The organism is Shewanella glacialipiscicola (assembly GCF_023283485.1).
Lineage (GTDB): Bacteria > Pseudomonadota > Gammaproteobacteria > Enterobacterales > Shewanellaceae > Shewanella > Shewanella glacialipiscicola.
Map to the genome: position 1 here is coordinate 96,636 of NZ_JAKILU010000013.1, position 12,902 is coordinate 109,537.

10 protein-coding genes are annotated in these 12,902 nt (G+C 44.9%); 6 read left to right on the forward strand and 4 right to left on the reverse strand.

The annotated features are described in order from the left end of the window. Positions 1-59: 59 nt before the first annotated feature. Genes narI through L2717_RS11560 form a run of 4 tightly spaced genes read right to left on the reverse strand, consistent with a single transcriptional unit; the run spans position 60 to position 6,759 of the window. Positions 60-749: a respiratory nitrate reductase subunit gamma gene (gene narI / locus L2717_RS11545; protein ID WP_076500140.1), complete on the reverse strand. Its 690-nt coding sequence runs from the start codon at positions 747-749 to the stop codon at positions 60-62. 11 nt (positions 750-760) lie between these two features. Further along, positions 761-1,483 carry a nitrate reductase molybdenum cofactor assembly chaperone gene (narJ, locus tag L2717_RS11550; protein WP_076500138.1) on the reverse strand — a complete coding sequence of 241 codons (723 nt, stop codon included), beginning with the start codon at positions 1,481-1,483 and terminating at the stop codon, positions 761-763. Between the two features lie 2 nt (positions 1,484-1,485). Then, on the reverse strand, positions 1,486-3,021 hold the full coding sequence (gene narH, locus L2717_RS11555; protein ID WP_076500136.1) for a nitrate reductase subunit beta: 1,536 nt from the start codon (positions 3,019-3,021) through the stop codon (positions 1,486-1,488). Between the two features lie 21 nt (positions 3,022-3,042). After that, positions 3,043-6,759 (reverse strand): nitrate reductase subunit alpha, encoded by a 3,717-nt coding sequence (locus L2717_RS11560; RefSeq protein WP_248938054.1) that lies wholly within the window; start codon positions 6,757-6,759, stop codon positions 3,043-3,045. 550 nt (positions 6,760-7,309) lie between these two features. Between L2717_RS11560 and L2717_RS11565 the strand changes: the two genes are divergently transcribed. The 6 genes from L2717_RS11565 (at position 7,310) to L2717_RS11590 (ending at position 12,744) form a co-directional block, all read left to right on the forward strand. Then, positions 7,310-7,468: a periplasmic nitrate reductase, NapE protein gene (locus L2717_RS11565; RefSeq protein WP_220775185.1), complete on the forward strand. Its 159-nt coding sequence runs from the start codon at positions 7,310-7,312 to the stop codon at positions 7,466-7,468. Between the two features lie 36 nt (positions 7,469-7,504). Next, a complete protein-coding gene (locus L2717_RS11570) occupies positions 7,505-7,762 on the forward strand; it encodes a chaperone NapD (RefSeq protein WP_076500130.1) in 258 nt (85 codons plus the stop codon). 2 nt (positions 7,763-7,764) lie between these two features. Continuing rightward, positions 7,765-10,254 (forward strand): nitrate reductase catalytic subunit NapA, encoded by a 2,490-nt coding sequence (napA, locus tag L2717_RS11575; RefSeq protein WP_248938055.1) that lies wholly within the window; start codon positions 7,765-7,767, stop codon positions 10,252-10,254. Positions 10,255-10,264: 10 nt separating this feature from the next. Further along, entirely contained in the window at positions 10,265-10,750 is a 486-nt protein-coding gene (locus tag L2717_RS11580) for a nitrate reductase cytochrome c-type subunit (protein ID WP_220774969.1), read from the forward strand. Between the two features lie 8 nt (positions 10,751-10,758). Next, positions 10,759-11,346: a cytochrome c3 family protein gene (locus tag L2717_RS11585; protein ID WP_076500126.1), complete on the forward strand. Its 588-nt coding sequence runs from the start codon at positions 10,759-10,761 to the stop codon at positions 11,344-11,346. Positions 11,347-11,574: 228 nt separating this feature from the next. Further along, positions 11,575-12,744, forward strand: coding sequence for a ribosomal protein uL16 3-hydroxylase (locus L2717_RS11590; RefSeq protein WP_220774970.1), 1,170 nt, complete (start codon positions 11,575-11,577; stop codon positions 12,742-12,744). The last annotated feature ends 158 nt before the right edge of the window (positions 12,745-12,902 follow it).

Here is a 12,902-nt window from a genome sequence, read left to right on the forward strand (position 1 = left end):
ATAAAATAAATGCGGGCGAGCAAAGATCCCCTGATAAGCCAATATCAGGGGATTTAGCACTAACGGCTGACTTTACGACGTACTATTTGTGGTGCGCGTGTTAGGTACTGCAGTGGTGCACTGAGCATGTGAACCAAGCGGCTGAATGGGAATACCACAAACAGCGTCATACCTAGAATGACGTGCAATTTGAAGACGATATTTACATCGCTAATGGCTTCAACGGCGGCAACACTATTAAAGGTCATAATGTTTTGTGCCCAAGCCATTAACTTAAGCATTTCAGCGCCATCTAAGTGTCCACCAGATACCGGAATAGAAATAAGTCCGAGGATCAGTTGTCCATAGAGCATTAAGAGGATGATGATATCCATCTTTTTGCTAGTGGCACGAACGCGAGGGTTTGTTAGGCGACGACGGATCAAAATGGTTAATCCCGCAAAGCAAATTACTCCAAATAATCCACCCGCACCCATAGCAAGTAACTGTTTAAACTCGGCAGTCACGCCCAGCGCGTGCCAAACGGCTAATGGTGTGAGTAACCCCACAAAATGACCGAAGAAAATCCCGATCACCCCAACGTGAAACAATACGCTACCAATATGCAGTTGGCGTTTTTCCAGCATTTGGCTGGAGCTCGCTTTCCACGTGTATTGTTCACGGTCATAGCGGATCCAGCTACCGATAAACATCACCGCCATAGCGATATAGGGGTAGATGCCAAAGGCAAATATTGAGAAATGGCTCATCAATGGTCTCCTTACAACCGTTGGCTATTGCTTTTAGGCTGCAATAGTTCGGTATTGAGTGGAATGTGTTGGTCCCGACGCTGTGTTTCACTGGGTTTATTGCTGCTATTACAGCCCGTTTGCGCGTTGTCCATAAAGCTCACCATTTCTTCTTCCCACACTTTATCGAGCTCTTTGGGGGTGTTGTCGGGTTGTTCGTCAACGATTTGTTCACGTAAATCCTTAAGATCGACATCAACCTTGCTTAAGCTCAATAGTGCATGGAGTAAGTTGGCATAATTTGATTGGTGCTTTTCAAGTCTGCATGCCAGTAGCGCTAAAATCGGCGCCACTTCTTCTAATCCATAACGACCATTTTCGCTGCCTTGGGTTGACATAAACTCAAGATATAGCGGGATATAATCTGGCAACTCTTTAGCACTAATATCTAGACCTGCTTGGTGATATTGATCTAAAAGGTTGACCATGGCTTGCCCGCGGTCACGTGATTCACCGTGAACGTGTTCAAATAACAGTAAGGACAAAGAACGTCCTCGCTCGAATAAGCCGTCATATTCGGCTTGCCAGTCCATGGTATCCATCGCAAAACGCTCGGCGATAAACTGCAGTACAAGGGCTTGATGCGCGGCATCAAGTTCAGATCCCGTGACAATGGCCTCTAACTCTGCCCGCGCGTCGAGCAGTTCAGCGTGCGGGTAATCGAGTAGTATTGAAATAACACTCAGTACTTTCATGTTTACTTCTCCAATGTGACAGGAATGACTTGGCGTACGCCGGTCGCTTTGCTGCCAAATAAGTTGACGCCGTTGTTACCATCACCACAGCCATTACCAAAACTAAAGCCGCAACTGCTTTTCATGTCGTAGGCATTTTCTGCGTAGGCTTTATGGCTCGTTGGCACTACAAATCTGTCTTCGTAGTTAGCAATGGCCATGTAGCGATACATTTCTTCGACTTCGACTGCGGTGAGGCCAACTTGCTTTAGCACCTCTAAGTCTTCAACTTTGTCGACCTGTTGTGAGCGTTTATAGGCACGCATCGCAATCATGCGCTCAAGTGCGCGCTCAACTGGTTTTTCATCGCCAGCAGTTAACAGGTTTGCAAGGTAACGTAGCGGAATACGCAATGATTTCAGATCGGGGATTTCACCGTTCATGCCGACATGACCTGCTTCTACTGCCGTTTGGATTGGCGATAGTGGCGGCACATACCACACCATAGGTAAGGTGCGATATTCAGGGTGTAAAGGCAGCGCGACTTTCCAGTCGATTGCCATTTTGTATACCGGTGAGCGCTGGGCTGCAGTGATCCAGTTATCACTGATGCCTTCTTTACGCGCCGCTTCAATTACAGCCGGATCGTTAGGGTCGAGGAAAACATCGAGCTGTGCTTGATATAGATCTTTTTCATTTGGAGTATTTGCCGCAATTTCAATTTGGTCGGCGTCGTACAGCAATACGCCCAGATAGCGGATACGGCCTACGCAGGTTTCAGAGCAAACCGTAGGTTGACCCGCTTCAATGCGAGGGAAACAGAAAGTACATTTTTCTGATTTACCTGATTTCCAGTTGAAGTAGATTTTTTTGTAAGGGCAGGCAGAAACACACATGCGCCAGCCGCGACATTTATCTTGGTCAATCAGTACGATACCGTCTTCTTCACGCTTGTAAATCGAGCCTGAAGGGCAAGAGGCAACACATGCTGGGTTTAAGCAGTGCTCACACAGTCGAGGTAAATACATCATGAAGGTTTTTTCAAATTGACCATAAATGTCTTTTTGAATCACATTATCGAAGTTGATGTCTTTTTTACGCTTTTCGAACTCAGTCCCGAGAATTTCTTCCCAGTTTGGACCCCATTCAATTTTCTCCATACGCTGACCTGTGATCAGCGAGCGGGGTCTAGCCACCGGTTGATGTTGGCTATCAGGCGCTGTGTGTAAATACTCGTAGTCAAAATCAAAGGGTTCGTAGTAGTCGTCAATTTCAGGTAAATCAGGGTTAGCAAAAATTTTTGCCAGCAATCTGATTTTGCCACCGATTTTGAGTTCTAACTTACCGGCGTCAGTGCGTTTCCAGCCGCCGTTCCATTTCTTTTGGTTTTCCCATTCTTTTGGAAAGCCAATACCGGGTTTAGTTTCTACGTTATTGAACCACGCGTATTCAACGCCTTCGCGTGAGGTCCAAACGTTTTTACACGTGATGGAGCAAGTGTGGCAACCGATGCATTTATCTAAATTTAGCACCATGCCGATTTGGGCTCTAACTTTCATATTGTATTCCTCGCTCCACGCTTATTTAGTATCTAACCAGTCGACGTTGTGCATTTTGCGTACAACAACAAATTCGTCGCGGTTACAACCGACAGTACCGTAATAGTTAAAACCATAGGATTGTTGCGCATAGGCACCAATCATATGAGTGGGTTTCATCACTGCGCGGGTGACTGAGTTATGAATACCGCCACGGGTGCCGGTCATTTCTGACCCTGGTATATTTACGATACGTTCTTGGGCGTGGTACATCATGCTCATGCCTTCTGGCACACGTTGTGACACCACTGCGCGGCACGCTATTGCACCGTTGACGTTGAAGACTTCAATCCAATCGTTATCTTCAATACCCGCGGTTTTAGCATCGGTCTCACTCATCCACACGATAGGGCCACCGCGTGATAGTGTGAGCATCAACAGGTTGTCGGAGTAAGTACTATGAATGCCCCACTTTTGGTGTGGGGTGATCCAGTTCAGAACAATTTCTTTATTGCCGTTAGGCTTTTTGTTCAATACTGGGGCAACGGTTTTTAAGTTAATGGGCGGTTTATAGGCACAGAGCTGCTCGCCAAAGTCACGCATCCACTGGTGATCTTGGTAAAACTGTTGACGGCCAGTAATGGTGCGCCACGGTATCTGCTCATGTACGTTGGTATAGCCCGCGTTATAGGACACATGCTCATCTTCTAAACCAGACCAAGTCGGTGAAGAGATAATTTTGCGCGGCTGGGCAACAATATCGCGCCAACGAATTTTTTCATCTTGTTTGGGCTTGGCTAGATGGGTGTGATCTATACCGGTCATTTCTCCCAATGCTTCCCATGCTTTAACGGCGACTTGACCATTGGTTTCAGGGGCGAGGGTGAGGATCATTTCGCAGGCATCAATGGCAGTATCTAGCTTTGCCATGCCTTTGTTGATGCCTTCTGTGGTATGGGTATAGTTGAGTTGAGTTAATAACTTAACTTCATCTTTAGTGTCCCAACTAATGCCTTTACCACCATTGCCGATTTTTTCAAGTAGGGGACCTACCGAAGTAAAACGAGCGTAGGTATTAGGGTAGTCGCGCTCAACCATAGTTAAATGCGGCATGGTTTTACCCGGAATAGCTTCACATTCGCCTTTCCACCATGCTTTAACATCATAGGGTTGAGCTAATTCAGCAGGGGTATCGTGATGCATTGGAATGGTCACCAGATCTTGTTCTACCCCTAAGTGCCCCACACACACGCGGGAAAACTCTTTGGCGATGCCTTTAAAGATTTCCCAGTCAGATCGCGCTTCCCATACGGGATCGATTGCGGCTGATAAAGGATGAATAAACGGATGCATGTCCGAGGTGTTCATATCATCTTTTTCATACCAAGTTGCAGTGGGTAAAACGATATCTGAATATAAACAAGTGGTTGACATACGGAAGTCTAAGGTAACCCATAAGTCGACTTTGCCTTCGGCGCCTTCATCTTTCCATTCGACATCTTCAGGTTTATTGCCGCCAAAATCACCGAGATCTTTACCTAATAGCCCATGCTTAGTGCCGAGGAAATGACGCAGCATGTATTCGTGGCCTTTGCCGGATGAACCCAGCAGATTAGAGCGCCAAATGAACATATTACGTGGGAAGTTTTTCGGATCGTCCGGCTGTTCACAGGCAAATTTTAGATCGCCGGTTTTCAGTTGTGATACCACGTAGTCTTCAACGTTTTGTCCAGCCGCTTTAGCACTGGCGGACAAATGCAGTGGGTTAGTGCTTAATTGTGGTGCAGAGGGTAACCAGCCCATGCGTTCAGCACGGCTATTGAAATCGATAATGCTGCCAGTCCAGTTTTCTTTTGGCGCGAGCGGCGAAATAATTTCAGACATGTTCAATTTTTCATAACGCCACTGACTAGAGTGGTTGTAGAAGAATGAGGTGCCGTTCATGTGACGTGGTGGGCGCTGCCAGTCAAGTGCAAATGCCAGTGGTGTCCAACCCGTTTGTGGACGAAGTTTTTCTTGCCCTACATAGTGAGCCCAGCCACCGCCAGATTGACCGATACAACCACACATCATTAACATGTTAATGAGGCCGCGGTAGTTCATGTCCATGTGATACCAGTGGTTTAGTGCAGCGCCCACAATTACCATAGAGCGACCATTGGTTTTATCAGCATTACGCGCAAACTCAGTGGCAACACGGATAACATCGGCGCGTTTTACACCGGTGATCACTTCTTGCCAAGCTGGCGTGTAGGGGATGTTATCGTCAAACGAGCTAGCACGATTGCTGTCGTTAACGCCGTTATCCACCCCATAATGCGCCAGCATTAAGTCAAATACGCTCGCTACTTTTGCCTGCTTACCGTCGGCAAGCGTAATGGTTTTAACGGGCACATTACGCAGCTGAATATCACTGTGATCAGTGTGTTGAAAGTATTCATATTCGTGCGGCGCACCGCCAAAGTAAGGGAAAGCGACTTCGGTCAGTTCAGCATCATGATCTTTAAGGGATAATAAAAGATCAATGTCGCCTTTACTGTCTTTAGATTCTAAGTTCCATTTGCCTTTTTCACCCCAACGATAACCGATAGAACCGTTAGGGCTGGTGAGGTTACCATCATGGTTAAATGCAATCGTTTTCCAATCTGGATTATTTTCTTCACCCAAATTATCAACTAAATCTGCTGCACGTAAAAAACGTCCACTGGTAAGGTGGCCATTAACTTCTTCAAGCATGACCAACATGGGCATGTCTGTGTAGCGTTTGGCATAATTAATGAAATACGCACTTGGGGTATTGACGTAAAACTCTTTTAAAATCACATGACCAAAAGCCATTGCCAAGGCGGCATCAGTGCCTTGACGTGGTGCTAACCAAGTATCACCAAACTTAGACGCTTCAGAGTAATCGGAGGTAATAACGCAGGTTTTGGTACCCTTGTAACGGACTTCACTTAAGAAGTGCGCATCGGGTGTACGGGTTTGCGGTACGTTTGAGCCCCAAACAATAATGTAATTTGAGTTATACCAATCTGCAGATTCTGGGACGTCAGTCTGTTCACCCCATACCTGTGGTGAAGCGGGGGGTAAATCACAATACCAATCGTAGAAACTCAGACAGTTAGCGCCAATTAATGATAAATAACGCGCACCAGCGGCATAGGACACCATCGACATTGCCGGAATAGGGGAGAAACCGGATACGCGATCTGGGCCGTATTCCTTAGTGGTATACACGTTAGATGCCGCAATAATTTCGTTGACTTCATCCCAACTCGCACGGATGAATCCTCCTAATCCCCGTCGTTCTTTGTAGCTTTTGGCTTTAACCGGATCGCTCACAATCGACGCCCATGCATCGACAGGATCAGCATGTTGTTGCTTAGCTTCGCGCCATAGTTTCATTAATTGTTGACGAACTTTAGGATATTTCAGGCGATTTGCGCTGTAGATATACCATGAATAACTCGCGCCTCGTGGGCAGCCTCTGGGTTCATGGTTAGGTAAGTCGGGTCGAGTGCGAGGGTAATCGGTTTGTTGGGTTTCCCAAGTCACTAAGCCATTTTTAACATAAATTTTCCAACTGCAAGAGCCGGTACAGTTTACCCCGTGGGTAGAACGAACAATTTTATCGTGTTGCCAGCGTTGACGATAACCCTGTTCCCAACTTCTATCTTTATCGGTTGTCACGCCATGCCCATCGGCAAAGGGTTCTTGGTGGGTTTTAAAAAACCGCAATTTATCGAGTAAGTGACTCATCTTATTAATTAACTCCTAGTACGACATTGCTAACAACCTTGCATGTTGTGCTACACAGCATTGTGGGTTGTTTAGTGGTAGTTATATTGACTGCTGTTTTATTCTTAGAAGATGGAAGATGTTAATAAGTCTGTAGTGTGTGAGGGTTCATAACGTTGATCGCGATCAATAAAGTTTCTCATATGTGATAAATATCTCTTTATGAGTATCTGAGTTGTTGTGCTAAATAACGTTTTTTTAATGTATCGTTTTTGGGGGATGGCGATGATGTTTTAAGATGAAATTCTTCATCTTCTTAGGGGGTTGTTGCAGAAAGAGGGGGGAGGATTAAATTTTTACTATCCGCTTTGTAGATCGCGATCACGCTTATTGTTAATTACCTAATTAGAGGCACATTAAAAAAAGGTATATTTACCTATCATGGTGTTAGGTAAATAAAATTGTCCCAATAATTTAACATATGACAAAAGGTTTGATTGTATTTAAGTGTTATCAAATCGTTAAGTAAGATAAAGTGGTGAATACGATAGACGTACTTTAGGGAGCGTATATGACAACTCAAACAGATGAAAACAAGAGCTTAGAACTCAAAATTTTTCTATTTTTAACCGTATTGTTAGCACCTATTTTGTCGGTGCTACTCGTTAGCGGCTTAGGTTTTGCAATTTGGTTTAGCCAAATTTTAACTGGCCCACCAGGTGCTGGTTAACATAATAAAAATCATGAAATAAGAGTGAAGTGTCGGATGAGCAAAGAGATTCATATTACAAGTTTAGTCGTACAAGTTTTGCCACAAAAGATGGCAGAGGTTAGGCAGCAGATTATGACTATTGAAAATGCTGAGCTTTCCGTAAACAACGAAGTGAAATTAGTAGTTGTGCTCGAAGGGGATACTCAACGAGCCATTATGGAAAGTATCGAAACCATCAATGCCATTCCTGGTGTCTTATCCGCCACTATGGTTTACCACCAGAGTGAAGAGCTTAAAGAGGGTGAAGAATGAACATGAATAGACGTGACTTTATTAAGGCCAATGCGGTGATAGCCGCTGCAGGAGCGGCAGGTTTAGCCTTGCCAGCTGGCGCAAGTAATTTAATTACTAGTTCAGAGCAGACTAAATTAGAGTGGAACAAAGCACCGTGCCGTTTTTGTGGAACGGGTTGTTCTGTGATTGTTGCTACCCGCGAAGGTAAAGTGGTTGCCACCCATGGCGATGCCAATAGTGAAGTTAACCGCGGCCTTAACTGCATCAAGGGTTATTTCTTATCCAAGATTATGTATGGCAGTGATCGTTTAACTACGCCCATGCTACGTATGACTGATGGCAAATTTGACAAGCACGGTGAGTTTTCACCGATAAGCTGGGATAGCGCCTTTGATATCATGGCGCAAAAATGGAAAGAAACCATTAAAGCCAAAGGCCCAACAGCGGTTGGTATGTTTGGTTCTGGCCAATGGACCGTATGGGAAGGTTATGCCGCCCTTAAGCTGATGAAAGCCGGTTTTGGTTCAAATAACATCGATCCTAATGCGCGCCATTGCATGGCTTCGGCCGTGGTTGGTTTTATGCGTACCTTCGGTATTGACGAACCTATGGGTTGTTATGATGACATTGAAGCTGCTGACGCCTTTGTACTTTGGGGCTCAAACATGGCGGAAATGCATCCCATTTTGTGGAGCCGCGTGACCGACCGTCGTCTCAGCGCCCCCCATGTTAATGTGACAGTGTTATCGACCTTCCAACACCGTTCTTTCGATTTAGCGGATTTACCCATCGTATTTACACCGCAAACTGACTTAGCCATTTTAAACTTTATTGCTAACTATATTATTCAAAACGATAAAGTAAATTGGGATTTTGTTAAAAAACATGTGAATTTCCACATGGGTACTCACGATATTGGCTATGGTTTGCGCCCAACGCACCCACTTGAACAAAAAGCGAAAAACGTTAAAACGGCTGCGGATTCAACGCCAATCGATTTTGATACGTTTAAAGCCTTTGTTGCCGATTACACGGTAGAAAAAGTCAGTAAATTATCAGGTGTATCAGAAGAGAAACTGATTGAATTGGCTAAGTTATATGCCGATCCTAATACTAAAGTGACTTCTTTCTGGACGATGGGATTTAACCAGCACACCCGTGGTGTATGGTGTAATAACCTGATTTATAACATTCACTTGTTAGTCGGTAAAATTTCAACTCCAGGCAACAGCCCATTCTCGTTAACAGGTCAACCATCTGCTTGCGGTACGGCCCGTGAAGTCGGTACCTTCTCACATCGTTTACCTGCCGATTTAGTCGTCACTAATCCTGAGCATAGAAAACGTGCTGAAGAAATTTGGAAAATTCCTAGCGGCATTATTCCACCTAAGCCTGGCTACCACGCAGTTGAACAAAACCGTCGCCTTAAAGATGGTGATTTAAACTGCTATTGGGTCCAAGTTAACAACAATATGCAGGCTGGTGCGAACATCAATGAAGAAATGTTACCGGGTTATCGCAATCCGGCTAACTTCATTGTGGTGTCTGATGCTTACCCAACAGTGACGACACAAGCTGCTGACTTAATTCTTCCTACTGCAATGTGGGTCGAAAAAGAAGGCGCTTATGGTAATGCTGAACGTCGTACACAGTTCTGGCATCAAATGGTGCAGGCGCCAGGTGAATCGCACTCTGATTTATGGCAGCTGATGGAATTTGCTAAACGCTTCACTACCGATGAAGTGTGGCCACAGGATGTATTAGCGGCAAATCCAGAATTTAAAGGTAAAACCTTATTCGAAGTACTATATCAAAATGGCAATGTTGAAAAGTTCCCGCTCACAGATGCTGATCCTAAGTACCTAAACAACGAAGCAAAACATTTTGGTTTCTACGTTCAAAAGGGCTTATTCGAAGAATATGCGACCTTTGGCCGTGGTCATGGCCACGATTTAGCGCCTTTTGATGTGTACCATGAGGCGCACGGTTTACGTTGGCCTGTGGTTGACGGTAAAGAAACCAAATGGCGTTTCCGTGAAGGTAGCGACCCGTATGTGAAACCAGGAAAAGACTTTGAGTTTTACGGTCACTCCGATGGTCGTGCCATTATTTTTGCACTGCCTTATGAGCCTGCAGCTGAGTCACCAGATGAAGAATACGATATATGGTTATCAACAGGTCGCGTACTTGAACACTGGCATTCAGGTTCAATGACTCAACGTGTACCTGAGCTGTATCGTGCCTTCCCTGATGCAGTGTGTTTTATGCACCCAGAAGATGCTAAAAAACGGGGTTTACGCCGTGGTGATGAAGTGCGAGTGGTGTCGCGTCGCGGCGAAATCAAAACGCGCGTTGAAACCCGTGGTCGTAATAAGCCACCAGTAGGCTTAGTGTTTGTGCCTTGGTTTGATGCTAGCCAGCTCATTAATAAAGTCACGTTAGATGCGACAGATCCTTTGTCAAAACAAACTGACTATAAAAAATGTGCGGTGAAGATCATCAAAGCATAAGGAGTACAACATGAAAACATTCAAATTAATGTCATTGATGGGTTTACTTGCTCTTAGCTCATTCGTCATGACGAATGCCGTTGCGACGAGTATTCCTGAAGATAAAATCGACACGTTACGTTTAGCGCCCATTGATGTTGAGCCAACACCACCTGCGATGCAAAATGTGCGTAATACAGATATAAAAGAAGTGCGTAACTATCCTATGCAGCCACCGGTGATCCCACATAAAATTGATGGTTATCAATTGGATCTGAAAGTGAATAAATGCATGGCATGTCACGCTAGAAGCCGTACTGGGGAGTCGCAAGCCCCGATGGTGAGTGTGACGCACTATATGGATAGGGATAACAACTTCCTTGCCGAATTATCGCCGCGCCGCTATTTCTGTACTCAGTGCCATGTGCCGCAGTTAGATGCCAAACTACTGGTCGAAAACGACTTTGTTGATATGGAACATCTTATTAAAGCCAACACTGAGCAGAAAAAACACTAGGAGTTAGCATGTTAGATAAACTGAAAAAAATCTGGCAGGTACTTAACCGTCCGAGTGTGCACTATAGTCTGGGCTTTTTGACCTTAGGTGGCTTTGTGGCTGGGGTGATTTTTTGGGGTGGCTTTAACACGGCCCTTGAAGCAACCAACCAAGAAGCTTTCTGTATCAGTTGCCATGAAATGGAAAACAACGTCTATCAAGAATTACAGACGACGATCCATTTTACTAACCGCAGTGGTGTGCGGGCAACCTGTCCAGATTGCCATGTGCCACATAACTGGACCGATAAAATTGCCCGTAAGATGCAAGCTTCTAAGGAAGTGTGGGGCAAAGTGTTTGGTACCATTAATACCCGTGAAAAGTTTGAAGGTAAGCGCCGTGAGTTAGCAGAGCACGAGTGGGAACGGTTAAAAGCGAATGATTCGCTCGAATGCCGTAACTGCCACAACTTTACTTACATGGACTTTACCCGCCAATCTCCTCGGGCGTCGCAGATGCATTCTACTTCACTGGCGAATGGTGAAAAGACCTGTATCGATTGTCATAAAGGGATTGCCCATCATCTCCCTGACATGAAAGGCGTAGAAGGGTTCTAATCCCTTTGTAAGCAAAGATACACAGTTAAAGGCCAAGCATTATTAATGCTTGGCCTTTTTGTTTGGATTATATTGATGCTTATCGTCATTCGTCATTCGTCATTCGATAATCTCATCGCTGAAATGAAAACATATCTGCGACAACTTTATTGATCCCATCGAGCTTTTTGGTTTTAGCTTACTGTTAGCATTACCATTTATTTATGTTTACTTGGTCCATCATCCCCTATGCAACTCGATATTAATGGCTTAACTCCTGCGCAGTTTTTAGCAGAATACTGGCAGAAAAAACCACTGGTTATTCGTCAAGGATTTAGCCATTTTCAAGATTTAGTGTCACCAGAAGCCCTAGCAGGTTTAGCGATGGATGAACTGGTCGAATCTAGGCGTGTTTACCAGCAAGAAGGACAATGGCAAGCAGAGTTTGGCCCTTTTGAAAGTTATGATCATTTGGGTGAAAAAGATTGGACGTTAATCGTACAAGCCCTAAATAACTGGATTCCAGATGCTGAAGCTTTGATCCAATGCTTTGATTTTATTCCCCGTTGGCGCTTAGATGATGTGATGGTGAGCTTTGCTACGCCTGGCGGCGGCGTTGGGCCACATATTGACCTTTATGATGTGTTTATTTGCCAAGGCTCAGGGCGACGCCGTTGGCGTGTAGGGAACATAGGGCCGCACAAACAATTTGTTGCCCATCCCGCCTTATTACACACTGAATCATTTGAGCCAATCATTGATACTGAACTATTGCCAGGAGATATTTTATATCTTCCACCGGGGTTTCCACACGAGGGGATAACCTTAGAGCAATCCTTAAGTTTTTCTGTGGGTTATCGCACAGCCTCTGCCAAGGAAATGGTAGGCGCCTTGGCGGATCATCTTTCTGAGCAGGATTTAGGCGTTCAGCAGATTAGCGATCCCGATCGCGCCTTATCAAACCGCAGTGGTTGCGTAGATAATACCGATTTAGCACGTTTACGCTCACAGCTGACGAATATGCTTAGTGACGAGTTAGTGAGCGAATTTACGGGTCGTTATTTAACTCAATCTAAGTGTGCGTTAGATTTACCCGATGAGCCGCTGGATATTACACAAACAGAAGTGCTTGCTTGGCTTGATGAGCAGCCGTTAATACGTCTCGGTGGTCTTCGTTGTTTGTATTTTGATGTTAATGTCGCCGAAGGTGCAGTTTATATTAACGGTGACAAATACCAACTTGCAGTGGAATTGGCCGCGGTAATCCCATTATTATGTAATGTGAATCAACTCGATAAAATGGCGTTAGCGCCTTGGTTAACCAGTCCAGCGTTTTTGATCCAGTTAACTGAATGGGTGAATTTAGGCTATTGGTATTTTGACGACTTCGACGCAGATGACGAGGCACCTATCGATTAATTACCCGTGAGCCGCTTATGCTCATTCTAGAAAAGTGATTACTCGTTCTAGAAGAGCCATCAAAGGGAAATAATACCAATTACTTTAATTATATGATCTAATAAGTCGTCACTTTCTAACCTTACAAAGTATGAACAAGCCCAATATCCTAGCCCTAG

Bases quoted from the DNA above. Each gene is read 5' to 3' on its own strand.
- L2717_RS11565 (WP_220775185.1), top strand. From the start codon at position 7,310: ATGACAACTCAAACAGATGAAAACAAGAGCTTAGAACTCAAAATTTTT.
- L2717_RS11560 (WP_248938054.1), bottom strand. From the start codon at position 6,759: ATGAGTCACTTACTCGATAAATTGCGGTTTTTTAAAACCCACCAAGAA.
- L2717_RS11585 (WP_076500126.1), top strand. From the start codon at position 10,759: ATGTTAGATAAACTGAAAAAAATCTGGCAGGTACTTAACCGTCCGAGT.
- narJ (WP_076500138.1), bottom strand. From the start codon at position 1,483: ATGAAAGTACTGAGTGTTATTTCAATACTACTCGATTACCCGCACGCT.
- napA (WP_248938055.1), top strand. From the start codon at position 7,765: ATGAATAGACGTGACTTTATTAAGGCCAATGCGGTGATAGCCGCTGCA.
- L2717_RS11580 (WP_220774969.1), top strand. From the start codon at position 10,265: ATGAAAACATTCAAATTAATGTCATTGATGGGTTTACTTGCTCTTAGC.
- narH (WP_076500136.1), bottom strand. From the start codon at position 3,021: ATGAAAGTTAGAGCCCAAATCGGCATGGTGCTAAATTTAGATAAATGC.
- narI (WP_076500140.1), bottom strand. From the start codon at position 749: ATGAGCCATTTCTCAATATTTGCCTTTGGCATCTACCCCTATATCGCT.
- L2717_RS11590 (WP_220774970.1), top strand. From the start codon at position 11,575: ATGCAACTCGATATTAATGGCTTAACTCCTGCGCAGTTTTTAGCAGAA.
- L2717_RS11570 (WP_076500130.1), top strand. From the start codon at position 7,505: ATGAGCAAAGAGATTCATATTACAAGTTTAGTCGTACAAGTTTTGCCA.